A 26,249-nucleotide genomic window follows, 5' to 3' on the forward strand; every position below is an offset into this window, starting at 1 on the left:
CCGCTCCCTAATCGCTCAGGCGCGCAGCGTGCCGCCCGTGGTCTTCAGCACATTGCCGACGATCTTGGCGGTCAGCGCCTCGAAATCCTCGTCGGTCAGGGTCTTGTCGGTCGGCTGGATGACGACCTCGATGGCGATCGACTTCTTGCCTTCGCCAACGGAGGCGCCCTCGAACACGTCGAAGACGCTGACGGTCGAAATCAGCTTGCGGTCGGCACCCGTCGCCGCGCGCACGATCGCACCCGCATCCACCGTCTTGTCGACGACGAAGGCGAAGTCGCGCTTCACCGCCTGGAACGGCGAAAGGTCGAGCGCCGGCTTGGTGCGGGTCGCCTTCTTCTTCGGCTCCGGCATGGCATCGACATAGATCTCGAAGCCGGCGAGCGCACCAGACACGTCGAGCGCACCGAGCGCCTTCGGGTGGAATTCGCCGAAGTAGCCGAGCACGACCTTCGGCCCCATCTTGATCGTGCCGGAGCGGCCCGGGTGATACCAGGCGGGCGCACCGGCCTCGATCTGCACATTGCCCATCGGCAGTCCGCAGGCCTCGATCACGGCGAGCGCATCGGCCTTGGCGTCATAGATATCGACCGCCTTGCCGCCGCCCTTGGCCGCATTCGACCAGAGGCGACCGGCGCCGGCAAGCGAGGCCGTGCCGCGACGGATACCGCCGGCGACGCGACGCTGGCCTTCCGGCCTGTCGTTCTCATAGGTGCCGGAGACTTCGAAGATCGCGACGTCACCATGCCCCTTGTCGGCATTGCGCTGGGCTGCCGCCAGCAGGCCGGGCAGCAGTGAGGGCCGCATGTCGGACATGTCAGCCGCAATCGGGTTCGAGAGCGCAAGCGAAGCCGCCCCACCACCGAAGAGTTCGGCATGGGCCTTCGGGATGAACGACCAGGTGACGGCCTCCATCATGCCGCGCGCGGCGAGCGCCCGCTTGGCCAGCCGCGAGCGGATCTGCAGCGTGGTCAGGATGCGGCCGTTCACCGCGCCATGGCTTTCCAGCGGCGCCGGCTTGATATTGTCGACGCCGTGGATGCGCATGACCTCTTCGACGAGGTCAGCCTTGCCATCGACGTCAGGGCGCCAGGAAGGAACCGCAACGGAGACGCGCTCGCCGGAGCCCGAAACCTTGAAGCCGAGGCGGGTCAGGATGTCGACGCTCTCGTCCGACGAAATGTCGAGCCCCGTCAGGCGCTTCACTTCCGTGAACGGGAAATCGATGATCCTGGCATCATAGCCCTTGTAGCCGACGACGTCGGTTTTGGCCGCCGTGCCGCCGCACAGTTCCAGCACCAGTTCGGTGGCGCGCTCGAGGCCCGGCACCATGTATTCCGGGTCGACGCCCCGCTCGAAGCGATAGCGCGCATCGGTGATGATGCCTTGCGCGCGGCCGGTCTTGGCAATGTTCATCGGGTCCCACAGCGCCGATTCGATCAGCACGTCCGTGGTGTCCGCGTCGCAGCCCGAATGCTCGCCGCCCATGATGCCGCCGATCGATTCGACGCCGTTGTCATCGGCTATCACGACGTTCGACGGGTTCAGCGTGTATTCGCGCGTATCGAGCGCCAGTACCTTTTCGCCGTCCACTGCCCGGCGCACGACGAGATTGCCCTTCACCTTGGCCGCATCGAAGACGTGCAGCGGGCGGCCCTGGTCGAAGGTCATGTAGTTGGTAATGTCGACGAGCGCGTTGATCGGGCGGAGGCCGATCGCCAGCAACCGCTGCTGCATCCAGCGCGGGCTCGGGCCGTTCTTGACGCCACGCACGAGGCGGAGCGCAAAGCCCGGGCAGAGATGATCGTCGCCACCGAGATCGAGCTTAACCTTGACCGGCGTCTCGCCTTCGACCGCGAAGGACGGCGCCTTCGGGGTCTTGAGCGTGCCGAGGCCGGAGGCGGCAAGATCACGGGCGATGCCGAAAATGCTCGTGCAGTCCGGACGGTTCGGCGTCAGGTTGATCTCGATGACCGGATCGTCAAGGCCGGCATAGGCGGCATAGCTCTCACCGACCGGCGCATCGGCCGGCAGATCGATGATACCGTCATGGTTGTCGGAGATTTCCAGTTCCTTCTCCGAGCACATCATGCCGCGGCTTTCGACGCCGCGAATGGTGCCGACGGCAAGCGTCACGTCGATGCCGGGCACATAGGTGCCGGGCGCAGCAAAGGCGCCGACGAGGCCGGTGCGGGCATTCGGCGCGCCGCAGACGACCTGGATCGGGTCGCCCTTGCCGGTGTCGACCATCAGCACGCGCAGCTTGTCGGCATTCGGGTGCTGTTCGGCGGAAACGACCTTGGCGATGACGAAGGGCTTGAACGCCGCCTTGTCGTCGACCTCTTCCACCTCAAGCCCGATCGCCGTCAGCTTCGCGCAGATGTCGTCCAGCGAGGCGTCGGTCTCGAGATGGTCCTTCAGCCAGGAGAGCGTGAATTTCATGATGTTTCTCCTTGGATGCCGGTTACGCGCTGAGGCCGCCGAACAGGGTCGGCATGTCGAGCGGGCGGAAGCCGTAGTGGCTGAGCCAGCGGACGTCGGCGTTGAAGAAGTCGCGCAGGTCCGGCATGCCGTATTTCAGCATGGCGATGCGGTCGAGGCCCATGCCCCAGGCAAAACCCTGGTACTCGTCGGGATCGAGCCCGCCGGCGCGCAGCACGTTCGGGTGAACCATGCCGCAGCCCAGGATTTCCATCCAGTCCGTGCCTTCGCCGAACTTGACGATCGGGCCCGACGAGCGGTCGCACTGGATATCGACCTCGAAGGACGGCTCGGTGAACGGGAAGAAGGACGGGCGGAAGCGCATGGTGACGCTGTCGACCTCGAAGAACGCCTTGCAGAACTCTTCCAGCACCCAGCGCATGTTGGCGACATTCGCCTTCTTGTCGACCACGAGGCCTTCGACCTGGTGGAACATCGGCGAATGGGTGGCGTCACTGTCCTGGCGATAGGTCTTGCCGGGGATGATGATGCGGATCGGCGGCTTTTGCGCTTCCATGGTGCGGATCTGCACGGGCGAGGTGTGCGTGCGCAGCACCTTGCGTCCACCATTCTCGTCCGGCGGGAAGAAGAACGTGTCGTGCATCTCGCGGGCCGGGTGGCCTTCCGGGAAATTCAGCGCCGTGAAGTTATAGTAGTCGGTCTCGACATCGGGGCCTTCGGCGATGGAAAAACCCATATCCGCGAAGATCGCGGTGATTTCGTCGACGATCTGGCTGATCGGGTGGATGCGGCCGCGCTCGGCCGGCGAGGGGCGGACCGGCAGGCTGACATCCACGGTCTCGGCCTTGAGGCGGGCGTCGATCGCGGCATCGCGCAGCGCCGTCTTGCGCTCGGTGATCGCGTCGGTGACGCGCGTCTTCAGCGCGTTGATCGCCGCACCGCGCGTCTGGCGCTCTTCCGGCGACATGGTGCCGAGCGTCTTCAGGAGGTCCGAGACGGAGCCCTTCTTGCCAAGCGCGCCCACGCGCACGGCTTCGATCGCCGCTTCGTCGGAGGCTGCGGCAACGTCGGCGAGGAGCTGATGTTCCAGTGTGTCGAGTTCAGTCATCTTTACCTGCTTTGCTTGCGTCGGCCGGGCGGAGGGCCAAGAGAACCTGCGACAGATAGCGGGTTGCGGCGCGGAAGCCCGCAGATCACTACCCATGTGCACGCGCCCGATCAATCGGGTGCGCCATAAAAACTTGGCAACGACCGCCGCCGGAAGACGAGGCATGGAAACGGTGCAGGCCCGTTTCGGCGGTGGCCATCACGCAAAAACCCGCACCGGTTTCCCGGCGCGGGTTTCACAACGAAAAGACGTTTGGTTGTGGAAGCGCCGGTTAGTTTACGGCGGCTTCAAACTCGTTCTTCGTACCAGCGTCCTTGAGGTATTCGAGAGCCTTCTTGGAGGCAGCGACGAGCGCGCCGAAAGCTTCGGTCTCATGGATCGCCATGTCGGACAGCACCTTGCGGTCCACTTCGATGCCGGCCTTGTTGAGGCCGTCAATGAAGCGGCCATAGGTCAGGCCATGCTCGCGGACGGCAGCGTTGATACGCTGGATCCAGAGCGCGCGGAAATTGCGCTTGTTGACCTTGCGGTCGCGGTAGGCGAACTGCTTCGAACGGTCAACCGCGGCCTTGGCGGCGCGGATCGTGTTCTTGCGGCGGCCGTAGAAACCCTTGGCTGCCTTCAGTGTCTTCTTGTGCTTGGCGTGGGACGTTACGCCGCGTTTTACACGTGCCATATCATGATCTCCTTAAACGTATCAAAAGTGCCAGATAGTCTCAGAGACCGTTGGGCAGGTAGTTCTTGATGACTTTCTTGCCATCGGCTTCGGCCAGCACCATGGTGCCGCGCGCGTCGCGAATGAACTTGTTGCTACGCTTGATCATGCCGTGGCGCTTGCCGGCGGCAGCCGCGACGACCTTGCCGGTCGCGGTGATCTTGAACCGCTTCTTGGCGGACGATTTCGTCTTCATCTTGGGCATTTTGCTACTCCATTCTTCTTGAATTGAACCGCGTGACGATGCACGGCTCCAGCGAAAAGAACGGCCACGGCATGCCCTGCCGGACCGTTCGGACGGCGGCTTGTAACCGAAGTCCTTCGAAAGCGCAACCGGAATCCTTGTTTTGGTGTTCCCGGTGCAAAAAGGAAAAGCCGCCCCGTAAGGCGGCTTCGATCCGTGCGGTCCGTAGACGCGCGAGAGAGGGGCTCACTTCGGAGCGAGCACCATCATCATCTGGCGGCCTTCGAGCTTCGGCTCGGCTTCGACCTTGGCGATGGTCAGCGTGTCTTCCTTGACCTGCATCAGGAGCTTCATGCCGAGTTCCTGGTGGGCCATTTCGCGACCACGGAACTTCAGCGTCACCTTGACCTTGTCGCCCTCTTCAAAGAAGCGGTTCATCGCCTTCATCTTCACCTCATAGTCATGGGTGTCGATGTTCGGGCGCATCTTGATTTCTTTGATTTCGACGATCTTCTGCTTCTTGCGCGCTTCGGCCGCCTTCTTCTGGTTGGCGTATTTCAGCTTGCCGAGGTCAAGAATCTTGCAGACGGGCGGTTCGGAGTTCGGCGAAATCTCCACGAGATCGAGGCCTGCTTCTTCCGCCATGCGGAGCGCCTGATCGGTGGGGACGGTGCCGTGGTTGTTGCCGTCGGCGTCAATAAGCTGAACCCGGGGAATCCGGATTTCCTTGTTGGAGCGCGGGCCGTCCTTGACGGGAGCTTCCGCTTTAAAAGGTCTGCGAATGGTCGTGTTCTCCTCGAACTGTTTCGACAGGTATGAATTAGGGTGCGTCAACCGGGCCGTTTGCCCGCCTTTCGGCGTTTTTCGGCAATGTGTTGATCACGCTTGCGAAGTCAATAGCATGGCCCGTGGAAAAAATCACCACCTGTCCTTGCACGCGCGAATCTGGTCTAGGTTTCGGCAAAAGACCGGCTTTTCGGGGCCGGGATGCAGACAGGAGATAGGTATGACGGCGACGAAGGACAACGGGGCAGACTTCCTCACGGTCGGCAAGGGTGACGATGCCCGGCAGATCGCGATCGCGCTCCAGCCGGCCGCCGCCGGCAATGCGCTCGCCCATGTCGTCTGGCTCGGCGGCTACCGCTCGGACATGACCGGCACCAAGGCTATCGAGCTTGCAGCGCTCGCCGCCCGCCTCGGCACAGCCTGCGTGCGCTTCGACTATTCCGGCCACGGCGCCTCGGGCGGTGCCTTCGTCGACGGCACGATCTCGCGCTGGCTGGAAGAATCGCTCGCCGTGATCGACCGTGCCGCAAAGGCCCTCGGCACGCGCCGCGTCGTCCTCGTCGGCTCCTCCATGGGCGGCTGGATCGCGCTGCGCGCCGTCGCCGAACTGGCCAAGCGCCGGGATGTCGCGGTCGCCGGTCTGGTGCTCATCGCCCCCGCGCCCGATTTTACTTCCGAACTGATCGAGCCGAACCTGACGGATGCCGAGCGCACGGCGCTCGCCGAGCGCGGCCAGTTCGAGGAGCCGACGCCTTACGGCCCGGATCCGAACATCTACACGCTGAAGCTCATCGAGGACGGCCGCGACAACCGTGTTCTGACCGGCGTCATCGAGACCGGCTGCCCGGTGCACATTTTGCAGGGCATGGCGGATCCGGACGTGCCCTATACCCATGCCGTGCGCCTGATGGAGCACCTTTCCGGCGACGATGTGGTGCTGACGATGATCCGCGACGGCGATCACCGCCTGTCGCGCCCGCAGGATATCGCCAAGATCCTCGAGGCGGCGGAGGCGCTCGCCCGCGCGGAATGAGGCCTTTGCACATCCCGGCGGTCGCATTTTAACCATATTGTCGGATCGCCAATTCTGATGATTGACGAGATGCCCTCCTGACCGTTAACTCTTTGTTAACGATTAGGGGACGTTTCATGGCACGAATGATTGGTGCGAAGGCTGGGGCTGCGGCGTTTTTTGCGCTCCTCGTTTCTTCTTCCTCGGCTTTCACGGCTCCGGCATCGGCGCTTTCCATGAAGACCGGCGGCGTGACCTCCCAGCCGATCGGCCACTACGAGTTCTGTCAGACCTACAAGTCCGAATGCCGCGCCGGCGTGCGCAACCAGGCACCGGCAAAGGTAACGAAGGTCGGCTGGTCGGCCATTCGCCAGATCAATGCCAGCGTCAATCGCGACATCACGCCGATGACCGACAAGGAACTGCACGGCAAGGACGAATACTGGTCCTATCCGGACGGCGCCGGCGACTGCGAGGATTTCGTCCTCCTGAAGCGCAAGAAGCTGATGCAGAAGGGTTTTGCCCCCGGCGACCTGCTGATTACCGTCGTGCGCAAGCCGGACGGCGAAGGTCATGCCGTGCTGACGGTGCGCACCACCGAGGGCGATTTCATCCTCGACAACCTCAACAACGAAGTAAAACCCTGGACGACGACGCCCTACCGCTACCTGAAGCGCCAGGCCTCGTTCCACGCCGGCCGCTGGGTCTCGATCGAAAACGGCGACGCCGTCATGGTATCGTCGGTCGGCCAGTAAGCAGGCCGCAGGCCGGATTTGAAAAGGCCGCGGAGCGATCCGCGGCCTTTTTGTTTTCCAGTGCGCGATGCCTCACCTCCACACTACCGTCCTGCTCCATACCGCCCCTCCTCCGTCATCCTCGGGCTCGACCCGAGGATCCATGCAGCGGGTGAGGCGTGGATGGTCGGGTCAGGCCCGACCATGACGACGGAGGGACAGCAGCGTGGAGCAGGTCGGGACCGCGCTGCCAGCGCCTTTATCGATTGGCCATCGAGGCCATGCGCTGCGAATAGCGCCCGCCGGACACCTTTGCCGGCGACAGCATGTCGCCGAGGCGGGCCGCCTCTTCAGCCGTCAGCACCACGTCGGCGGCGGCGACGTTCTGCTCGAGGTGCGGCACCTTGCTGGCGCCGGGGATCGGCACGATGAAGTCGCCCTGCGCCAGCACCCAGGCAAGCGCCAGCTGTGCGGGCGCCACGCCCTTCTCCGTCGCCATCTCTTCAAGGGCTGCCACCAGCGCCAGGTTTGCATCGAAATTCTCCGCCTCGAAGCGCGGCAGAGAGCGGCGGAAATCATCGGCGGACAGGCCGTCGAGCTTCTTCAGCGCGCCGGTCAGAACACCGCGGCCGAGCGGGCTGAAGGGCACGAAGCCGATGCCGAGATCGCGGCAGGTTTCCAGCACGCCGTTTTCCTCCGGATCGCGGGTCCACAACGAGTATTCGCTCTGAAGGGCTGCGATCGGATGCACGGCATGCGCCCGGCGGATCGTCTCGGCGCCGGCTTCGGAAAGCCCGAGCGCCCTCACCTTGCCTTCGCGCACCAACTCCGCCATGGCGCCCACCGTCTCCTCGATCGGCACGGCTGGATCGACGCGGTGCTGGTAGAACAGGTCGATGACCTCGATGCCGAGCCGCTTCAGCGAGGCCTCGGCGACGGCCTTGACGTTTTCCGGCCGGCTGTCGGTGCCCGTCATCATCTGCGCCGCCGGCTTGCTCGGATCGATGCTGAAGCCGAACTTGGTGGCGATCACCACCTTGTCGCGCACCGGCTTCAGCGCCTTGCCGACAAGGATTTCGTTCTTGTAGGGGCCGTAGACCTCAGCAGTATCAAACAGCGTGACGCCGAGATCGACGGCGCGATGCAGCGTGTCGATCGCCGCCGTCTCATCCTGGGCAGGGCCATAGGCATGGCTCATGCCCATGCAGCCGAGGCCGAGGGCGGAAACATCGAGGGGGCCGAGTTTTCTGTGATGCATGACAAAATCCTTTTCGTGGCACCGGCAAGCAGGCCGTTGGGCCGGCCGCCGTCATCCGGACAACACCAATCTAGGGTGCGGCGCTTCATCTGAAAATTGCTGCAAAGGCCAACGGCTTGTTCTATCTGTTGGAACAATGAACCGAACCCAGCTTTCCCAACTCGCCGTGCTCGCCATCGTCGCGGAAGCGCGCTCCTTCCGCAAGGCCGCGGCCGAACTCGCCATCGCGCCCTCCGCCGTCAGCCACGCAGTGTCGGCGCTGGAGGCGAGCCTCGGCGTGCGCCTCATCGCCCGCACCACCCGCAGCGTGGCGCCGACGGAGGAAGGTCGCCTGCTGCTGGAGACGCTGGCGCCGGCACTGGCCGATATCGGCGCCGTCATGGAGGGACTTGCCGACCGGCAAAGCCGCCCGGCCGGCCCCTTGCGCATCACAATGCCGCTGATCGCCGCCGAAGACATCGTCATGCCGCGGCTCGCTGCCTTCCTCGCGGCCTATCCGGATATCGAACTGGATTTGCGCACCGACGACCGCTTCGAGGACATCGTCGAAAAGGGTTTCGATGCCGGCCTGCGCCTCGGCGAGCATCTGGAGGCGGATATGATCGCCGTCAGGGCGAGCGGCCCGTGGCGCGGCCTGATCGTCGGCGCACCCGCCTATTTCGAAACGCATCCGAAACCCGTACAGCCGCGCGATCTCATGCAGCACCGCTGCATCCGCCGGCGCTTTTCGAGCGGCCGGCTCTATCGCTGGGAGCTGGAAAAGGATGGACGGCTGGTGACGGTCGACGTCACGGGTCCGCTGATCGTCTCCGACCAGCGGCTGATGCGCGGCGCGGCGATGGATGGCGCGGGCCTCGCCTATGTCTTCGACCAGCGCGTCGACGAGGATATCCGCGCCGGCCGGCTCATCCCCGTGCTGGAGGACTGGTGCCCGGCCTTCGACGGCTTTTCGATCTACTACCCGTCCCGCCGACAGATGCGCCCGGCACTCCGGGCCTTCGTGGATTTCTTCCGCTACAGGAGTTAGGTCCGCAGCCGATAGCGGATATGCCCGTCCGATTTAACGTAGCTGTCATAGAGTTTGCGGGCGCGAAGATTGTCCTCGTTGGTGTGCCAGTAGATGCCGCGCCAACCGTTGCGCTTGGAGATCGTGACGAGGTCGTCCACCAGCGCCCGCCCGACCCCCTTGCCGCGCGTCGTCTCGTCGACATAGAGGTCCTCGAGATAACCTTCCGGCGCGATGTCCCAGGTGGAATCGTGATAGTGATGGATGGCGAAACCGAGCATCTCGCCGTCCTCCAAGGCGACGCGCATCGAGACCCGGGAACCCGCGTCGAGAATGCGTGCCCAGGTAAAGGCGGTCACCTCCTCCGGCACCTCTGTCTTGTAGAAGGTGAGGTAGCCGGCCCAGAGTTTTCTCCAGGCCGCTTCGTCGCTTTCAATCGGATCGCGGATGGTCAGCGTCATGATGCGGCTCCTGCCGTGTCGAGTGCCGAAACCTGTTCGGCGGAGAGGGAAAGCGAGGCCGCCTTCGTCAGGCTGGCTAGCTGGGCAAGGCTGGTGGCGCTGGCAATCGGCGCTGTCACCGCCGGCTTTGCCATCAGCCAGGCCAGCGCGATTTCCGCCGGCTTCGCGCCGGTTTGTGCCGCGACCTCATCGAGAACTGCCAGAATGCGCAGGCCCTTGTCGTCCAAATAGTGCGCCACGTCCTCGCCGCGCGCCCTGCCCTCGGTATCGGCCTTCGTGCGATATTTTCCGGTCAGGAAGCCGGAGGCCAGGCTGTAATAGGTGATAACGCCAATCTCCTCTCTCTGGCAGAGATCTGCCAGTGCGCCCTCGAAGCCGGCGCGGTCGTAGAGATTGTATTCCGGCTGAAGCGCGCCGTAGCGCGGCAGGCCTGCGGTGTCGGCCGCCTCGAACGAGGCCTGCAACTGGCCGGCATCGAGGTTCGAGGCGCCGAAGGCCCGCACCTTGCCCGCTTTCACGAGGCTGGCATGGGCCTCCAGCGTTTCCGCATAGGGCGTTTCCGGGTCCGGCCAGTGCGAAAGGTAAAGGTCGATATGATCGGTCTGCAGCCGCTTCAGAGATTTCTCCACGGCCTCGATGATCCACGACCTGCGCAGGTCCCGCCGGCCCTGCCCCATGTCGGAGCCGACCTTGGTGATGACGACGACCTTGTCGCGGGAAGGACCGGAGCGCTTCAGCCACTTGCCGATGATCGTCTCCGATTCACCGCCTTCATTGCCCGGCACCCAGCGCGAATAGACATCCGCCGTGTCGATGGCATTGAAGCCGGCGCCGGTGAAGGCATCCAGCAGGTCGAAGGAGGTCTTTTCGTCGGCCGTCCAGCCGAAGACATTGCCGCCGAAGACGAGGGGCGCGATCGAAAGGCCGGTCTTGCCGAGGGTGCGATGCTGCATGGAGGTCCTCCAAAGGGTTCGTGCTGAAAAGTGTCGAAGGGAACATAGGACGGTGCGGCGCCTATTGCACGCTGCACCGCTGCGATTTTTTGAACGCCTCGCGGCTTGCGAGGAACGTACCTCGCGACTAGTCTCTCGCCGCAATCAGGGAGAGATCATCATGCTGCGTTTCGGAATCCTGTCGACCGCCAAGATCGGCCGCGAACTTGTCGTGCCCGCCATCCAGGATGCGGAAAACTGCGTCATCACCGCCATTGCCAGCCGCGACCTTGCGAAGGCCCGCGCCATGGCCGACCGGTTTTCCGTGCCGCACGCCTTCGGCTCCTACGAGGAAATGCTCGCCTCCGACACGATCGACGCCGTCTACATTCCGCTGCCGACCGCGCAGCACGTCGAGTGGTCGATCAAGGCGGCGGATGCCGGCAAACATGTGCTGTGCGAGAAGCCGATTGCGCTGAACGCCGGCGAGATCGCGGCGCTGATCGAAGCACGCGACCGCAACAAGGTGCTGATTTCCGAAGCCTATATGGTCACCTACAGCCCCGTCTGGCGCAAGGTCCGCTCGCTTCTGGCGGAAGGCGCGATCGGCAAGTTGCGTCATGTGCAGGGCGCTTTCACCTATTACAACCGCGATCCCGGCAACATGCGCAACGTGCCGGCGCTCGGCGGCGGCGGCCTGCCGGATATCGGCGTCTACCCGACGATCACCACGCGCTTCACCACCGGCAAGGAAGCGCTCCGCGTCCAGGCCACCACCGACCGCGACCCGGAATTCGGCACCGACATCTATTCCAGCGTGCGTGCCGATTTCGGCGATTTCGAACTGTCCTTCTACGTCTCCACCCAGCTCGCCCAGCGGCAGGTCATGGTCTTTCACGGCGACAAGGGTTTCATCGAGGTGAAATCGCCGTTCAACGCCGATCGTTACGGCGCGGAGGAACTCGAACTCACCAACCAGAGCCACACCGAAAGCCAGCTCTTCCGCTTCCAGGATGCCCGCCAGTACAAGCGCGAAGCCGAAGCTTTTACGCGGGCAGCGCTCGGGGAAAACGAGGAGATCGTGACGCTCGAAAGCTCGGTCAACAACCAGAAGCTCATCGACGCCATCTACCGGGCCAGCGAGAAGGATGGCTGGGAAGCGGTGTAACCGCCCCTCTCCAGAGAGGGAGCGTGCAGGGTGGATCCTCGGCTCAAGGCCGAGGATGACGACAGAAGGAATGTTCGTCAGCCAAATTGCCAGCACCGCCTGCCGCGTCGTCAGCTAGGAATTAGAGCCCCTCCTCCCCCATCATCCTCGGGCTCGACCCGAGGATCCACGCGGCAGGGCATGCGTCCTGATGACCGGGCGGCCTACGCCCCGTCGCCGATGCGCTTGTAGAAGAACGTTGTCGCGCAATAGCGCCCATCCGGATAGAGCGCATAATCCGGAATGACGCCGGCGCGCTGCCAGCCGAGCCGTTCGTAGACGGTCTCGGCGGGGCTGCCAGTGGCGGTGTCCAGCACCAGCACGGTCTTGCCGCGCCGGGCGGCTTCTGCTTCCGCCGCCGCCATCAGCGCGCGGGCGAGGCCGCGGCCGCGCTCGCTTTCCATGACCAGCAGCTTCTTGACGTCCGCCCGGTGCGGCTGGTTCGGCATCTGGCGAATGCCGACCTGCACCGTGCCGACGATGCGCCCTCCCCGTTCGGCGGCAAAGAGCAGCGTCGCATCCTCGCCGACCGCCGTTGCGACCCCTTCCCAGAAGGGCAGCGCATCATCAGGCCCATAGGGCGCCATGAAGCCGACGGAGGCGCCGCCGGTCACGCAATCGGCCAGCACGTCGGCAAGTTCACCCAGCCGGGCGCGGGTTTCGGCAGGGTCGAGCAGTCTGATATCGCTCATCGCTTCCTCAAGGGTCAGGTGCGGCCGCGGTCCAGCACCACGGCATAGTGGGCCGGTTCACTGCCGGGGTTTTCGAAAATATGGCCCTCGGTGATGCTCATGTAGAGACAATCGCCGGGGCGAAGGTCGTACACGACGTCCTTGATCGTCATGCGAAGCTCGCCGGAAAACAGCCAGACATGCTGCGTCATGCCCGCCTTCGCCGTTTCCGGCGGATAGGCCATGCGGGCGCCCACCGGGAACTCCACCTCGATCACCTCGACACGCGAAACCGTGTTCGGCGCCGAGATGGCACGGCGCTGGTAGCCGGTTTCCGGATCGCGCCAGACCGTCTGCTTTTCCCGTCGCGACAGCGGATCGCCGTCCTCCTGCGAAAAGGCGAAGAAGGCCGAGAGTGTCAGGTCGAGGGCCGCGCAGAGCCGCGACAAAAGCTGCGCCGTCGGGCTCGCCTCGCCGCGCTCGATGCGCGAGATCATCGCCCGGCTGACGCCGGACGCGCTTGCGAGGTCGTCGAGCGTCTGGTTCCTCGCAGTGCGCAGCAGCCGCACGCGCTCGCCAATCGCGCTTTCCAGGGGATCCATTTCGTTTTCCATTATTCTGGAATAATTGTCTCGTATAATGGAGTCAACAGACATCAACCCATCTGAAAATAATTCTCCGCCATGCCGCTCCAGCGACAATGCGACATCGATCACCCGGATATGGTGACGCCGCTAGAATCAGGGAGGGCGGACGGATGACAGGTGAAACGCAGCGGGCATCCTCGCTCTTTTCCATCACCGCCATCGTCGTCTCGATGACCTTCGTGGCGATCGGCAACGGCATCATGCTCGCCTATGTGCCCTATGTCCTGTCGCGCGCTGATGCACCCTCGTGGACGCCGGGTGCTGCCGTCACCGCCATCGCCTTCGGCGGCCTGCTTGGCTGCATTCTCGCCGGCCCGGTCATCCGCCGCGTCGGCCATGCCCGCGCCTTCTCCTGCTCCATGGCGCTGGTCCTCATCGCCGCCTTTCTCGTGGCGCTCGGCGTCAACCCGCTTGTCTGGATTTTGGCGCGCGGCATTTATGGCGCAGCGGGCAATTCCAATTTCATCATCGCCCAGAGCTGGCTGAACCACGCGGCCGACAACCGCTGGCGCGGCAAGGCCATGTCGTTCTTCTACATGGCCTATGTGCTGGGGCTGGGCGTCGGCGCCTGGCTGTTCGGGCAGATGCCGGCCGACGGCAACCTCGCGCCCCTCGTCACCATCTTCGTCACCACCATCGCCCTTCTGCCGATCGGCCTGACCCGGTTGCCCACGCCGCCCGCGCCCGCCCGCGTCAGCGTCGATTTCGCCATGGCCTGGCGCAATTCCCCCGTCGCCCTCATCGGCGTGCTCGCCGCCGGCGGCCTGTCGATGGTCGTGCAGGGTTTCACGCCGATCTACGCCGCCACCAACAATGTCGGCCAGACCGACGTGGCGCTGCTGATGTTCGTCATGCAGTTCGGCCTGCTCTTCGTGCAATATCCGCTCGGCACGCTGTCGGACCGCATCGACCGGCGCATCGTGCTGATCTTCACTTGCCTGCTGATATCCGGCACAGCGGTCGCCGCCCTCTTCGTCTCCTTCCAGGCCTTCGCCATCCTCATTCTGGTCTTCGCGCTCTGGGCGGGGGCGGTCGAAAGCGTCTATTCGATCGCCAATGCGCATGCCAACGACCGCACGGATCCGGAGGATTTCGTGCCGCTCGCCTCGACGCTGCTCGTCGCCTGGTCGGCTTCCGCGACGCTCGTTCCGCTGGCGGTCACGGCGCTCACGCCCATCTACGGCCCCAAGACCTTCATCTATGCCGCCATGGCGGTCGCACTGCTCTACGCCGCCTTCGTCACCCATCGCCTGCGCCGTCGCGAGACCGTGCCGATGGAGGCGCGGGAGAGTTTTGAGATCCGCAGCGCCCAGGTGCCAAATGCCGGCGCGCTCGTCGAAGGCCAGAACGTCCCGGAATAGCGGTGCCGGAGCGCAGGAAACCCTTCATTTACCGCTTTGCGGGAATCTCGCCCGCTGCTATATGGCGCGCATGAGCACCAATAATTCGACGCCCCTCGACCATATCCGCAATTTCTCGATCGTGGCCCATATCGACCACGGCAAGTCGACGCTCGCCGACCGGCTGATCCAGTCGACCGGCGGCCTTGCCGCGCGCGAAATGTCGGAACAGGTCCTCGATAACATGGATATCGAGAAGGAGCGCGGCATCACCATCAAGGCGCAGACCGTGCGCCTGCACTATGTCGCCAACAATGGCGAGACCTACGTCCTCAACCTCATCGACACGCCCGGCCACGTCGACTTCGCCTACGAAGTGTCGCGCTCGCTGTCGGCCTGCGAGGGCTCGCTGCTCGTGGTGGATGCGTCGCAGGGCGTCGAGGCCCAGACGCTCGCCAACGTCTACCAGGCGATCGACAACAACCACGAGATCGTCACCGTCCTCAACAAGATCGACCTGCCGGCGGCCGAGCCCGACCGCATCCGCGAGCAGATCGAGGAAGTCATCGGCATCGACGCCTCGCAGGCCGTGCTGATTTCGGCCAAGACCGGCCTTGGCATTCCCGACGTGCTGGAAGCCATCGTCCACCAGCTGCCCGCGCCGAAGAGCGAGGGCGGCGAGACCGCGCCGCTGAAGGCGCTGCTCGTCGATTCGTGGTACGACACCTATCTCGGCGTCATCGTGCTCGTGCGCATTCTCGATGGCGTGCTGAAAAAGGGCCAGACCATCCGCATGATGGGCACGGACGCGAAATACCAGGTGGAACGCGTCGGCGTCATCACGCCGAAGATGGTCACCGTCGAGGCGCTAGGCCCCGGCGAGATCGGTTTCATCACCGCCTCCATCAAGGAAGTGGCCGATACCCGCGTCGGCGATACGATCACCGAGGACAAGCGCCCGACAGCCCACATGCTGCCGGGCTTCAAGCCGGCGCAGCCGGTGGTGTTCTGCGGCCTGTTCCCGGTCGATGCCGCCGACTTCGAGGACCTGCGCGCCGCCATGGGCAAGCTGCGCCTCAACGACGCGTCCTTCTCCTTCGAAATGGAATCGTCTGCAGCACTCGGCTTCGGTTTCCGCTGCGGCTTCCTCGGGCTGCTGCATCTCGAAATCGTCCAGGAACGCCTGGAGCGCGAATTCGACCTAGACCTGATCGCGACGGCACCTTCGGTCGTCTACAAGCTGTTCATGAACGACGGTACGGAGCGCGAGCTGCACAACCCGGCCGACATGCCGGATGTCGTGAGGATCAAGGAAATCCACGAGCCGTGGATCCGCGCCACCATCCTGACGCCGGACGACTATCTCGGCGGCATCCTCAAGCTCTGCCAGGACCGTCGTGGCATCCAGGTGGAACTCACCTATGTCGGCACCCGCGCGATGCTGACCTACGATCTGCCGCTCAACGAAGTGGTCTTCGATTTCTACGACCGCCTGAAGTCAATTTCCAAGGGCTACGCCTCCTTCGACTACCAGATCACCAACCACCAGGAAGGCCATCTGGTAAAGATGTCGATCCTCGTCAACGGCGAGCCGGTCGATGCGCTCTCCATGATGGTGCACCGCATGGCCGCCGAAAAGCGCGGCCGCGACATGTGCGAGAAGCTCAAGGAGCTGATCCCGAAGCACATGTTCAAGATCCCGATCCAGGCCGCCATCGGCGGTAACGTGATCGCCCGCGAGACCATCTCGGCGCTGCGCAAGGACGTGACCGCCAAGTGCTACGGCGGCGACGCGACCCGCAAGCGCAAGCTTCTCGACAAGCAGAAGGCCGGCAAGAAGCGCATGCGCCAGTTCGGCAAGGTCGAAATCCCGCAGGAAGCGTTCATCGCAGCGCTCAAGATGGGCGACGAGTAGGCCACAGATTCATGCGACGTAAAATTGGGGGGCTTTGCCTCCCTTTTTTTATCCCACGGCGTACAAATGCAGATCAAAATATAGTTAACGAATCATTGACAAATGGATTCGGATTCGTATCATGTGCTAAAATACGCTTAAATACAGAGAAATACATGGTTAACGAGCGCACATTGGAGGCCGATCTGGTGGATCCGGCAATTGCTCTCATATCGAGATATGGTGACATCGAGAATGGCTTGGAGATTTCCGTTCTTGCAAAAAAGCTTCGCGAGATCATTCGCCCGAAACCAGCGGATTTGGCGCAGTTAAAGGGAAGAAAAGATGATCGGTTAAGCCAAGTGATACGAAACCTCGTCAGCCATCGCACTTTAGAAAAACGCGGGTTGGCGACTTATAGAAAGGGTGAGGCGCTCACTCGGGGATGTTACGTTCTGACCGAACTTGGACGTGCATCCGTAAAAACCTCATGGGCACGGAAGCTCATGTAGCGGAGTCCACACATGCAACAGCCCACAAGAAGAGCATTAGCCAACCGCACCATCGAGCACCGTCGCGGTTGGCGGTAACAATAAGGGCCACAAAACAGGAAGGCTGGTACCCGACCTGAAATGTGACCCATGGTGTCAGCGGACAAGCCCGAATCCGTTGGACGGAGTAGCTGGGAATGCCGATATCTGAACCGTTTGCATCTTCAGAATCGCATTTCCTGGTCTCCGTTTCAAGAGGGCGTTACCTTTTGAAGTCAGGAAGTCATGATGACCAACGACAACATGCCGAGCTATACGCTCACCTTCGATGACGCCGTCGAGGTTTGGCTCCGCCACTGGAACGGCGAATTTCAGAACAGGATTGCCGCCAGTTTTGACGTCAACCCGGCGCGCGTGAACGACGTTCTCAAGGAACGGAAGTTCGTCGGCAGCCGCGATGCGGCGCTTACCAAGCGTAGTGCGTAACAATCGGCCGGCGCCAAGCGCCGGCCTTTCTCATTCTGAAAAGGATTCAGATCATGTCCAAAGGACGCAATCAACACGTCGTGCCCCATGCCAACGGATGGGCTGTCAAAGGCGCTAATTCCGAGCGCGCGACCAAGGTCGTCGAAACCCAGCGCGAAGCAATTGGCATCGCGCGTGGTATCGCACAGAATCAGGGCAGCGAAATGCTAATCCACGGGGAAAACGGTCGCATTCGTGAACGCAACTCTTACGGCAGCGATCCCTACCCGCCGAAAGGCTGACATGAAAGGGCGGCGCTCGCGCCGCCTTTTTTTGCCCAATCAATCCCGCTTGATACTCGCCAGAACCTCCCAGAGGTCCGCACCGGTCTCGAACACGGCGGCGTTGGCGCGGAAGCCGGTTTCGGCGGAGATGAGGTCCAGCATGTCCATGGCCGGATCGCTCGTGGGTGATGCCCCGCCGGCGATGCTGCGGGCGATTTTCTCGGCCCGCGCCGTCTCGCTCGCCATGCCCTGGAGGGCCGTGTTCAGGATGCCGGCTATCTGCATTGCGGTGGCCTCGTTGATCCCTTGACGTTCTACGCGACGGCACTTTCCATCGCGTGAACGGCAAAGCCGGCCGGATGCCCGGTCCTGTGCGGAATCGGCACAGGACCGGAGGCCGTCAATGGCCCGGATGCAGCGCGTCGTTCAGATACATGCAGGTCAGCATGGTGAAGACGTAGGCCTGGATGATCGCCATCAGCAATTCCAGCGCCGTCAGCGCCACCGTCATGGCGAGCGGCAGCACCGCGCCCAGAAGGCCGAGCGTGCCGAGTTCGCCCATCGAGACGACGAAGCCGGCAAAGACCTTGAGCGTGATATGCCCAGCCAGCATGACGGCGAAGAGACGCACGGAATGGCTGACGGGGCGGGAGAGATAGGAGATCACCTCGATCGGCACGATGATCGGCGTCAGGATCAGCGGCACGCCGTCCGGCACGAAGAGTTTCAGGAAACCGGCGCCATGCCGGAACAGGCCGTAGAGCGTCACGGTCGCGAAGACCAGCATGGCGAGCGCGAAGGTGACGATGAGATGGCTCGTCACCGTGAAGGCATAGGGAAACATGCCGACCAGGTTTGCCACCAGAATGAACATGAAGAGCGAGAACACCAGCGGGAAGAAGCGCATGCCCTGTTCGCCGGCATTGGCCCTGAGCGTCGTCGCGACAAATTCGTAGACGATTTCCGCGCCCGATTGCCAGCGGCCGGGCACCAGGCCGCGCCGGCCCGTCGCCAGAAGCAGGAAGGCGCTCGCGAGCACGACGGTCGCCACCATATAGGCGGAGGAATTGGTGAAGCTGAGGTCCAGTCCGCCGATTTCGAACGGGACTAGCGGCTTGATCTCGAATTGCTCAATGGGTCCGGCCATCGGATATCCTCGGAAAGGCAAGGCGCACGACAAGGGAGCGCGCCGTGATCGCGACGCGGCGATGCAGGGCACGCGCGGGCCGCGCGGCAGATTTTAGAACGAACGGGAGTGAAGGGTTCATCGGTCGCGGCATTCTCTCTCGATTGCGAGATGAGGGGCCGTCCCCGGAACGAACAAGGCGCTGGTCGTCCAGCGCGAAGGCTGTTTAGCCGCTGCATCGGCCGATGGCAAGGACCATCGAAAGCAACCGCACCCCTCAATTCGGCGCAGGCCGGCCCGCCCAGCAGCAGATCACGCCGATGGCCGCTCGAACACCATCCAGCTCCAGCGGACACCGAGCGCCCGGTTCGCCGCCTGGTGCGATCCCGCCTCCCGGCACCGCAGCAAAATGAGGCCGCAGCCGACGGCGGCCGCAATCGTGTCGTCGTCGCAAATCGGGAAGGCGGGCCGGCCGGCAGCCCCGGGACCGTGGCGCAGCGCAAGAACAAGGCGTCCGCCCGGTGCGAGCATCCCCGCCAGCACCGGCAAGGCGATGGCGCGTGCCGCCTCGTCGATATGCTGCCACACGCCGTTCAGCGTCACGAGATCGAACGGTCCGTGCTGTCGCGTTGCCGCGAGCTCCGGCAGGGTGTCGTTTAGCCAGGTGAGGCCCTTGTCGCCATGCCGCGCCATCCCGGCCTCGCGCAGCGCCCGGACCGGCTCGACCGCCAGAACCCGGTGCCCTTGGCCGGCAAACCACGCCGCATCCCGTCCCGTGCCGGTGCCGATATCGGCGACGCGGCCGGGTGTCTGCGGCAGCAGGTCGAGCACGGGCGCGTAGAGCGCCGCCGGATCGAAGGCCTCGTAGCGCTCGATCAGCTCTGGCGTCGCGGCGGCGGCATAGCCGTCCAGAATGTCGTTCATGGTGCTGCGGTCAGGGAGGCGGAAGCATCTTGCCGACGTCGCCGCTCAGCAGGTGCTGGAACGGCCGCGGCGGCAGCTTTCCGGGATTGGCATAGGGATTGGAGAAGGCGAAGATGAAAAACAGGATGACGCCGGAATAGGCGCCGAAGAACGACAGCAGGACGAGATCCGTCTTGGTCGGCCGGTAGACGTAGAAGGCCGCCGAAATGATGATGAGGCCGATGATCGCCGGTCCCCAGAACAGGCCGGAGAAGCGGCCGGCCGAGGCCGCCTCGCGCAACTGGCGGAACCTTGCGATCGCCGCGGTCTTCTCCTTCATGTGGCCGCTCAGATAGCGCTCGCGCTCGGTGGTCGGTGCAAGATCCAGCACCCGCGTGTAAACGGCATTCCACTCCTCCCAGGCACGGGGCGACAGCCCCTCGCGATGGCCGAGCCGCTCCCACTCCTCGTCGACGACGATGACGACATAGCGCGCCAGCCCCTGCTGGATCGGCAGCGCAATCGCCCCGCCATAGCGGCCCGCATCGTTGAAGACGTCGGAGATCGCAATGGCCTCGTCGACCAGCGTCGCGCGCACGCCCTTGTAGTCGTCCAGTTCCTGCGCATAGACGAGCCCGAGGATAAGGCTGTGCAGCGTGGCCACGCGCACGGCGACGTTTCCCGCCACCTCCAGCGTCCTGTCGCCCTCCTGCCCCGGATGGATCAGCCGGCGCGCCAGGAAATAGGACCCCAGCACCAGCACGACCGTCGCCACAACGACGGCGGAACCGGACAGCAGAGACGAGAGGACGTCGGCGAGATCTTCCATCGACGCACCATTCGTCACGACCCCTGAAGAATCAAGCCGGAGGCGCCCGCAATTGTTCTTGCGCGCGACTCAATTTTCCCCGCTGTCGCCGGACGCGCCATACTCTGTGCATCCCGCTAGAGGATACGCTGCCAGGCGTGGCAGTCAGGCGGGGTCGGTGCTTGCGGTGCGGGAAGGACGTGAACCTTCACCGGAAGGGCCTGCGGAAAATGGTCTCCCTCCGGCGACACGGGGGAAACGGCAGGGCATCGGACCGACCCTGTCGTTTCACGCCGCGAACGGCGCGCCGGATGTGCCTGTGCGGCACGCAAGGAGGTTGGGTCTGGCGGATGCGTCGGCATCGTCCGCCGGGATGGCAGCAGTCCGGAAGGGGCAAACCCCTTTCCGTCCACAATGTCCTCAAGGCGAGGTCTTGCGCGACGAAAAATCGGAACGGCCCATCCCGGAAACCGGCGGCAGACATCCACCGGCACCGGCCTTTGCAGAGGGATCGGGGTCGCAGGCAAAAACCGCTGAACGGGGCGCTGAAAGGTGCCACATACACTCACTTTTACGAGGCAGCTTCCAGCGCCCCGTCCGATGCTCCTTGAAACCCCACGGGCGAAGATTCCGCCGCGTGGATGTCGGCATTGGGCGTGCACGGCGGACCGGTCAGCCGTCCTCGTAGATCCGCTGCCCGGTCTTCAGCGCCTCATCCAGCCGGCCGCCCTCGGGGAAGATCGACAGCGCCTCGGGCTTGTCGACGCCCGCCACCAGCCGGGGACAGGTCTGCGCTTGACCGAGCACCGTCGTCACGGGGATGACGCCCGCCCAGATGGGCAGCGCAAAATCCTCTTCGTCGTCGCCGACGCCCTTGGCGCGCACCTTGGCAGCCGCCTCGTCGATCGGCATGGCGATGATCGTCGTGGCCTTGGCCTCCTGGGTGGTGATGGGGCGGAGCAGCGCGCTGCGCTCGGGATAGAAGCGGTCGACGACGTCGCGCATCGCCTCGATCTTCTCCTCCGGGTCCTCGACGAGGCGGGCGGTGCCGAAACACATGGCGGAGCGGTAATTGGCCGAATGGTTGAAGCCGGAGCGCGCCAGCACCAGCCCGTCGAGATGGGCGACGGTGAGGCAGGCGGGCGTGCCGGTCTTGAGGTGGCGCAGCATGCGGCTCGCCGACGAGCCGTGCCAGTAGAGCGTGTCGCCCTTGCGCCAGAACAGCGTCGGCGTCGTATAGGGCTGGCCGTCGATGACATAGGCGACGTGACAGAGCATGGCCGCATCGAGAATGGCGTGCACGGCGGCGCGGTCGTAGCTGCCGCGTTCGTGCAGACGCTTGACGCGGTTGCGCGGGGTGACGGGATAGGTGGCAGTCTCGGTCTCAGCGGTCATGCATCTTGCCTTTCAGGAATGATGCCGCCATGGTGCGCCATGCCATTGGATCGAAAAAGTACCAATCCTATGCAAAAAAATCAGGCCAATCTGCCGGACTGGTCGTCGCTCATTCCCGTCCTGCCGGCGACCGGAAAGCGCACACCCGCACTGTATCGCGAGCTGCGCCGGCTGATCGAGGCGGGTGCCATTCCGGCCGGCAGCAAGCTGCCGCCGTCGCGCGATCTGGCGCAGCGGCTGAAGACGGCGCGCGGCAGCGTCGTCGCCGCCTTCGAGACGCTGATCGCCGAAGGCTACGCCGTGGCGCGCACCGGTGCCGGCACCTTCGTCGCCGATCGGGTGCCGACGGTGAAGCCGGTGGTCGCCCTAGAAACAAAAAGCGCCGATCCGAAAATGCCGTTGCCCGGCACGCTCGGCGTCGCCATGGCGGATGCCCGCACGCTAAAAATCTTCCGCACGCTTCTGTCGCGCCATCTCACCCGCCCCGGCCCGGAGCACTTCTATTATGGCGATCCACGCGGCGGCGAAGCGTTGCGCCAAGCCGTCGCCGCCTATTTGCGGCAGGCACGCGGCGTGCGCTGCGAGGCCCGCTCGATCGTCATCACCACCGGCACGCAGCAGGGCATCGACCTCGTCATCCGCGCCGCGCTCTCGCCGGGCGACCGGGTGATGATCGAGGACCCCTGCTATCCCAGCGCCCGGGCCGCCTTTGCCGGAAACGGGTTCGATCTCTCCGGCCTCGCCGTCGATGCGGAGGGCGCCGACATCGCGCTTGCAGCCCCCGGCGCCCGCGCGGTCTATGTCACGCCGTCGCACCAGTTCCCGCTCGGCGTGACCATGAGCATGCGCCGCCGCCTTGCCCTCATCGACTGGGCACGCGAGACGGGTGGCTGGATCATCGAGGACGACTACGACAGCGAATTCCGCTATGCCGGCCCGCCGCTCGCCGCCATGCAGGGCATGGATGACAGCGGCCGCGTGATCTATCTCGGCACTTTCTCCAAGGTGCTGTTTCCCGGCCTGCGCCTCGGCTACGCCGTCATCCCGGATCCGCTGCTCGACACCGTCATGACCCTGCGCAGCCGCACCGACCGCAGCCCGCCGACGCTGGCAGAAGCCGCCCTGACCGACCTCCTGCGCGAGGGCCATTTCGCCGCCCATCTTCGCCGCGCCCGGCGCCAGGCACAGGCGGCGCGCGATGCTCTGGTGACAGGGCTTTCGGCGGCAGAAAATCTCTCGCTCGACGTGCCGGACCAGGGCCTGCACCTCGTCGCCGGCCTGCCCGCGTCACTCATCGATACGGATGCGGTGGAGATCGCGCGTCATGCCGGGCTCGGCGTGCGGGCGCTTTCGTCCATGGCCGTCACCAACCCGCCGAAGCAGGGCCTGGTCATCGGCTTTTCCGGCTTTGCGCCCGCGGTCCTGCACGCCGCCGCAACACGATTTGCAGCGGCGCTGTCGGGATTTTAGGCGACGCGGCGGGCCTCGGCGGCGGTGATCGTCGCCACCCAGGCACGGGCGATCGCGAGGCCCGTGGCGTCGGCGCTGGGGCCGTTTTCGGCGGCAAGGGCCGCCCGTTTCGCAAGCCAGCCGGGCTGCAGCGTCTCGATCAGCTGCGGGAAGGTCTCCGCCCAGCCATCCACCACCGCGCGGCTCGCCTCGAAATGGAACTGCGTGCCGTAGACGGCGCGGCCGATGCGAAACGCCTGGTTTTCGGCAGCGCCATTGGTGGCAAGCCGCACCGCCCCTTCCGGCAGCGTAAACGTATCGCTGTGCCACTGGAAGATCGGGAACGAACCGCTGGCAGCGGAGAGCACCGGATCGCCGGCCCCGTCTGCCGTCAGCGCCACGGTGCACCAGCCGAATTCCGGCGCCGCGCCGATGCGGTTCTCCGCCCCATAGGCCCGGGCAAGCAGCTGGCTGCCGAGACACACGCCGAGCACCGATTTTCCGGCGTCGCCGAAGCGGCGCATCAGGGCGGCGAGTGTCGGCAGATAGCCGTGCCGCTCGTCGTCGCGGGCATTCTGCGGGCCGCCCATGACGACGATGGCGTCGTGGCCGGTCTCGTCCGCGGGGATGGCGTCGCCGGCATGCGGCCGGCAGATGTCGATCTCGGCGCCTGCCTCCTTGAGCGCCACGCCGATCTGGCCCAGCAACGTCACCTTGTCGTTTTCCACCACCAACACCCGCATGCGATACTCCTGCTCATCGATATCGCGCGAGACAATCATGCCCTTGTGCTTCGTTCAAGGACTTCGAACAGAAAGAACCCGGCTCTTTCGAGCCGGGCGAGGCGGGGAGGATCGGCGAAGGGGAAAATCGGCGGCAGATGCGGATCTTCTTGACGAAGACATTGCCGTAGCGATCGCAGGGTTTTACCGGCTTGAGGAGCAATCGTGCTCGTAGCCATAGCTGTAATAACCGGCCTGCGAGGGCGCTGCGAAGGACACGGCTGCAACGACGGCGACGGTGGCGGAAAGGATGAACTTGCGCATGGGGTCTCTCCTGATCTCTGGTTGGGGATGAGCCTCTCTCATCCAGTGACCGGACTGTCCCATATCGCCCCGCCCCGCGCTGTTCCGGATGGAACAGGACAAAAAGCCCTACGGATAAATCACACCCTTGCGCAGGATGACATTGGCATAGAGCCGCGGCTCGCCGGTCTGCACCAGCGTGTGGGCGGCGCGGACGCGATTGTAAAAATCGGCGCCGACGAGGGGCACGACCGTGCGGGCCGGTTCGTGGCCTGCGCAGCAGGCGATGATCTCGTGGTGCACCGGCTCCAGCGTGTCGCGCTCCTGGCGGAAGGTCGAGCGGAAGATCGCGTCCTCGACGAAATCGTCGATCGGCATCACCGAGAGCACGGCGTTGAGCGCCGGGATGAGCGGCACGCCATCGAGGCGGATCAGCCGGCGGGCATGTTCGACGCCCGGATAGTTGCCATCGACGATGGCGATCTCGTCGCCGTGGCCCATGGCGCGCAGCGTGGCGAGCAATTCCGGGCTCAGGATGGGGTCGATACCTTTCAGCATTCAGGCAAGCTCCTTGAAGAGGACATTGTGGTCGGGAAGATACCGCGAGAACAGCGGCAGGCTGGCGCCGCCGACCGAGCGGGCGTGGCTGCCGACGGCGCCTTCGACGATCTCGGGCAAGGTCACGCCCTGGAGGTCGAGCCGGGCGACGGCGGCCTTCGTCGCGACCACGACCCGTTCGCGCACCCAGGCCGGAAAACCGCCATCGATGACGACGGCGGAAAAGTCGATGACCGAGGCGGAGGCGACGACCGCCTGGGCAAGCGCTGCCGCCATGTCGTCGATCCAGATTTCCAGCGGGGGGCCGAAATCGATCCAGCCATCCGGCGAATACCACAGCGGCTTCGGGTCGATGCCATGTTCGCGCAGAAGATTTTCGAGGCGGTAGATCGAGGCGATCTTCAGGAGCTGCACCGTCTCGCCGTCGCGACCCTGCACGGGCAGCGGGCCGATGGCGCCGGCCGTGCCGGTGCGGCCGGTAAACAGCGCGGAATTCAGCACCACGCCGCCACCGATGAAGGAGCCGATGAACAGATAGAGAAAGTCCGGATATTGCGGGCCGAGGCCGAAGACGAGTTCGGCGGCGCAGGCGCTGGTCGCGTCGTTCTGCAGCGCGACCGGATAGGGCACGCGCCTCGCGATCTCCGCTTCCAGATCGACGCCCCGCCACTGGTCCATGTCGGCCTGCGGCGCCCCCACCTCGCCCGCCCAGCTCCACAGCTCGAAGGGGGCTGCAACGCCGAAGCCGGCGATGCGGGCGCGTTCCTCCGGCGTGATCGCCGCGTCCAGTTCGGCAAGCCCCTCCTCGACGAAGGCGAGCAGCGGGCCAGGCATCGGATAGGCATGGGTGCGGCGGACCTGCCGGCGAATGCCGCCGACGAAGTCCATGAGCACGATGTCGGCGCTGCGGCGGCCGATCTTCAGGCCGAAGGAATAGACGGCATCGGGATTGAGCCGCATCGGCACGGAGGGCTGGCCGACCTTGCCGCGCATCGGCTCGCCGCGCATCAACAGGCCCTCGGCCTCCAGCACGCGCATGATGACGGTGACGGTCTGGGCGGACAGGCCGCTGCGCCGGGCGATATCGGCCTTCGACAGGCTGCCGTGCCGACGCACCAGCGACATGACCAGCCGCTCGTTATAGGCGCGCACGCGCACCTGGTTGGCGCCCCCGCTCGGGTCGAGGATTTCGGCCGGCGCGGCGGGTGCCGTCGCGGCATGTTTGCTCATCGTCTCCTCCCGTGCCGGTCACGACGCGGCGCGCCCTTTCCGGTCCTCTTATCGGCTGCGGTTCCGCTCTTCCATCGGAAACGATGCAGCCGGGGCTTTCACCCATTCTTTCCACCAG

28 protein-coding genes are annotated in these 26,249 nt (G+C 64.5%); 10 read left to right on the plus strand and 18 right to left on the minus strand.

The window, feature by feature from the left end:
- Window positions 1-15: 15 nt before the first annotated feature.
- The 5 genes from pheT to infC form a co-directional block, all read right to left on the minus strand.
- Window positions 16-2,442 (minus strand): phenylalanine--tRNA ligase subunit beta, encoded by a 2,427-nt coding sequence (gene pheT, locus BSY16_RS14530; RefSeq protein ID WP_069060323.1) that lies wholly within the window; start codon window positions 2,440-2,442, stop codon window positions 16-18.
- A 22-nt stretch (window positions 2,443-2,464) separates the two neighbouring features.
- On the minus strand, window positions 2,465-3,550 hold the full coding sequence (gene pheS, locus BSY16_RS14535) for a phenylalanine--tRNA ligase subunit alpha (protein ID WP_069060324.1): 1,086 nt from the start codon (window positions 3,548-3,550) through the stop codon (window positions 2,465-2,467).
- 271 nt (window positions 3,551-3,821) lie between these two features.
- The gene (gene rplT, locus BSY16_RS14540; RefSeq protein WP_069060325.1) at window positions 3,822-4,226 is read right to left on the minus strand and encodes a 50S ribosomal protein L20; all 405 of its coding nucleotides are present in this window, start codon (window positions 4,224-4,226) and stop codon (window positions 3,822-3,824) included.
- Between the two features lie 40 nt (window positions 4,227-4,266).
- The gene (gene rpmI, locus BSY16_RS14545; RefSeq protein WP_069060326.1) at window positions 4,267-4,470 is read right to left on the minus strand and encodes a 50S ribosomal protein L35; all 204 of its coding nucleotides are present in this window, start codon (window positions 4,468-4,470) and stop codon (window positions 4,267-4,269) included.
- A 225-nt stretch (window positions 4,471-4,695) separates the two neighbouring features.
- Window positions 4,696-5,232, minus strand: a complete 537-nt coding sequence (gene infC, locus BSY16_RS14550) for a translation initiation factor IF-3 (protein ID WP_286157226.1) — start codon at window positions 5,230-5,232, stop codon at window positions 4,696-4,698.
- A gap of 223 nt (window positions 5,233-5,455) precedes the next feature.
- Here infC and BSY16_RS14555 point away from each other — a divergent pair, with 223 nt between their 5' ends.
- Window positions 5,456-6,268 (plus strand): alpha/beta hydrolase, encoded by an 813-nt coding sequence (locus BSY16_RS14555; RefSeq protein WP_069060327.1) that lies wholly within the window; start codon window positions 5,456-5,458, stop codon window positions 6,266-6,268.
- A 116-nt stretch (window positions 6,269-6,384) separates the two neighbouring features.
- Entirely contained in the window at window positions 6,385-7,002 is a 618-nt protein-coding gene (locus BSY16_RS14560; RefSeq protein ID WP_069060328.1) for a transglutaminase-like cysteine peptidase, read from the plus strand.
- Between the two features lie 238 nt (window positions 7,003-7,240).
- Here the strand turns inward: BSY16_RS14560 and BSY16_RS14565 are convergent, their stop codons facing one another.
- Window positions 7,241-8,239, minus strand: a complete 999-nt coding sequence (locus BSY16_RS14565) for an aldo/keto reductase (RefSeq protein ID WP_069060329.1) — start codon at window positions 8,237-8,239, stop codon at window positions 7,241-7,243.
- A 136-nt stretch (window positions 8,240-8,375) separates the two neighbouring features.
- On the opposite strand from BSY16_RS14565, the gene BSY16_RS14570 reads away from it, so the two are divergent.
- Entirely contained in the window at window positions 8,376-9,266 is an 891-nt protein-coding gene (locus BSY16_RS14570) for a LysR family transcriptional regulator (protein WP_069060330.1), read from the plus strand.
- Here the strand turns inward: BSY16_RS14570 and BSY16_RS14575 are convergent.
- Both BSY16_RS14575 and BSY16_RS14580 read right to left on the minus strand, forming a co-directional pair.
- The gene (locus tag BSY16_RS14575) at window positions 9,263-9,706 is read right to left on the minus strand and encodes a GNAT family N-acetyltransferase (RefSeq protein WP_069060331.1); all 444 of its coding nucleotides are present in this window, start codon (window positions 9,704-9,706) and stop codon (window positions 9,263-9,265) included. The two genes, BSY16_RS14570 and BSY16_RS14575, sit on opposite strands and share 4 nt — an antisense overlap.
- Complete coding sequence (locus BSY16_RS14580; RefSeq protein ID WP_069060332.1) at window positions 9,703-10,659, minus strand: aldo/keto reductase; 957 nt, start codon at window positions 10,657-10,659, stop codon at window positions 9,703-9,705. Before BSY16_RS14580 ends, BSY16_RS14575 begins: the two co-directional genes overlap by 4 nt.
- Window positions 10,660-10,819: 160 nt before the next feature.
- Between BSY16_RS14580 and BSY16_RS14585 the strand changes: the two genes are divergently transcribed.
- On the plus strand, window positions 10,820-11,806 hold the full coding sequence (locus tag BSY16_RS14585; protein ID WP_069060333.1) for a Gfo/Idh/MocA family protein: 987 nt from the start codon (window positions 10,820-10,822) through the stop codon (window positions 11,804-11,806).
- A gap of 203 nt (window positions 11,807-12,009) precedes the next feature.
- Here BSY16_RS14585 and BSY16_RS14590 read toward each other — a convergent pair whose 3' ends face one another.
- Both BSY16_RS14590 and BSY16_RS14595 read right to left on the minus strand, forming a co-directional pair.
- The gene (locus BSY16_RS14590) at window positions 12,010-12,537 is read right to left on the minus strand and encodes a GNAT family N-acetyltransferase (protein ID WP_069060334.1); all 528 of its coding nucleotides are present in this window, start codon (window positions 12,535-12,537) and stop codon (window positions 12,010-12,012) included.
- A gap of 14 nt (window positions 12,538-12,551) precedes the next feature.
- Window positions 12,552-13,118: a helix-turn-helix domain-containing protein gene (locus BSY16_RS14595; protein ID WP_502695984.1), complete on the minus strand. Its 567-nt coding sequence runs from the start codon at window positions 13,116-13,118 to the stop codon at window positions 12,552-12,554.
- Window positions 13,119-13,273: 155 nt separating this feature from the next.
- On the opposite strand from BSY16_RS14595, the gene BSY16_RS14600 reads away from it, so the two are divergent.
- The 5 genes from BSY16_RS14600 to BSY16_RS14615 all read left to right on the plus strand — a co-directional run bounded on the left by BSY16_RS14600 (window position 13,274) and on the right by BSY16_RS14615 (window position 17,655).
- On the plus strand, window positions 13,274-14,524 hold the full coding sequence (locus BSY16_RS14600) for an MFS transporter (RefSeq protein ID WP_069060336.1): 1,251 nt from the start codon (window positions 13,274-13,276) through the stop codon (window positions 14,522-14,524).
- A gap of 61 nt (window positions 14,525-14,585) precedes the next feature.
- Window positions 14,586-16,418 carry a translation elongation factor 4 gene (gene lepA / locus BSY16_RS14605; protein WP_069060337.1) on the plus strand — a complete coding sequence of 611 codons (1,833 nt, stop codon included), beginning with the start codon at window positions 14,586-14,588 and terminating at the stop codon, window positions 16,416-16,418.
- Window positions 16,419-16,573: 155 nt separating this feature from the next.
- Window positions 16,574-16,909: a hypothetical protein gene (locus BSY16_RS31960; protein WP_150129967.1), complete on the plus strand. Its 336-nt coding sequence runs from the start codon at window positions 16,574-16,576 to the stop codon at window positions 16,907-16,909.
- Between the two features lie 267 nt (window positions 16,910-17,176).
- Complete coding sequence (locus BSY16_RS14610; RefSeq protein ID WP_069061555.1) at window positions 17,177-17,374, plus strand: hypothetical protein; 198 nt, start codon at window positions 17,177-17,179, stop codon at window positions 17,372-17,374.
- Between the two features lie 53 nt (window positions 17,375-17,427).
- Window positions 17,428-17,655, plus strand: coding sequence for a DUF2188 domain-containing protein (locus tag BSY16_RS14615; RefSeq protein WP_069060338.1), 228 nt, complete (start codon window positions 17,428-17,430; stop codon window positions 17,653-17,655).
- Between the two features lie 39 nt (window positions 17,656-17,694).
- Here BSY16_RS14615 and BSY16_RS14620 read toward each other — a convergent pair whose 3' ends face one another.
- The 5 genes from BSY16_RS14620 to BSY16_RS14640 form a co-directional block, all read right to left on the minus strand.
- A complete protein-coding gene (locus BSY16_RS14620; protein WP_069060339.1) occupies window positions 17,695-17,922 on the minus strand; it encodes a hypothetical protein in 228 nt (75 codons plus the stop codon).
- Between the two features lie 115 nt (window positions 17,923-18,037).
- Window positions 18,038-18,784 (minus strand): F0F1 ATP synthase subunit A, encoded by a 747-nt coding sequence (locus BSY16_RS14625; protein WP_069060340.1) that lies wholly within the window; start codon window positions 18,782-18,784, stop codon window positions 18,038-18,040.
- A 291-nt stretch (window positions 18,785-19,075) separates the two neighbouring features.
- Entirely contained in the window at window positions 19,076-19,687 is a 612-nt protein-coding gene (locus tag BSY16_RS14630; RefSeq protein ID WP_069060341.1) for a class I SAM-dependent methyltransferase, read from the minus strand.
- 10 nt (window positions 19,688-19,697) lie between these two features.
- On the minus strand, window positions 19,698-20,495 hold the full coding sequence (locus BSY16_RS14635) for a bestrophin-like domain (protein WP_069060342.1): 798 nt from the start codon (window positions 20,493-20,495) through the stop codon (window positions 19,698-19,700).
- Window positions 20,496-21,146: 651 nt separating this feature from the next.
- Complete coding sequence (locus BSY16_RS14640) at window positions 21,147-21,869, minus strand: pyridoxamine 5'-phosphate oxidase family protein (protein ID WP_069060343.1); 723 nt, start codon at window positions 21,867-21,869, stop codon at window positions 21,147-21,149.
- A gap of 69 nt (window positions 21,870-21,938) precedes the next feature.
- Here BSY16_RS14640 and pdxR point away from each other — a divergent pair, with 69 nt between their 5' ends.
- Window positions 21,939-23,339, plus strand: coding sequence for a MocR-like pyridoxine biosynthesis transcription factor PdxR (gene pdxR, locus BSY16_RS14645; protein ID WP_150129968.1), 1,401 nt, complete (start codon window positions 21,939-21,941; stop codon window positions 23,337-23,339).
- Here the strand turns inward: pdxR and BSY16_RS14650 are convergent.
- From BSY16_RS14650 to BSY16_RS14660, 3 genes are all read right to left on the minus strand, one after another.
- Window positions 23,336-24,100 (minus strand): type 1 glutamine amidotransferase, encoded by a 765-nt coding sequence (locus tag BSY16_RS14650; RefSeq protein WP_502695985.1) that lies wholly within the window; start codon window positions 24,098-24,100, stop codon window positions 23,336-23,338. The two genes, pdxR and BSY16_RS14650, sit on opposite strands and share 4 nt — an antisense overlap.
- A gap of 372 nt (window positions 24,101-24,472) precedes the next feature.
- Entirely contained in the window at window positions 24,473-24,901 is a 429-nt protein-coding gene (locus BSY16_RS14655) for an RbsD/FucU family protein (protein WP_069060345.1), read from the minus strand.
- Window positions 24,902-26,131, minus strand: coding sequence for an ROK family transcriptional regulator (locus BSY16_RS14660; RefSeq protein ID WP_069060346.1), 1,230 nt, complete (start codon window positions 26,129-26,131; stop codon window positions 24,902-24,904).
- Window positions 26,132-26,249 lie beyond the last annotated feature (118 nt).

This window comes from Sinorhizobium sp. RAC02 (assembly GCF_001713395.1).
GTDB lineage: Bacteria > Pseudomonadota > Alphaproteobacteria > Rhizobiales > Rhizobiaceae > Shinella.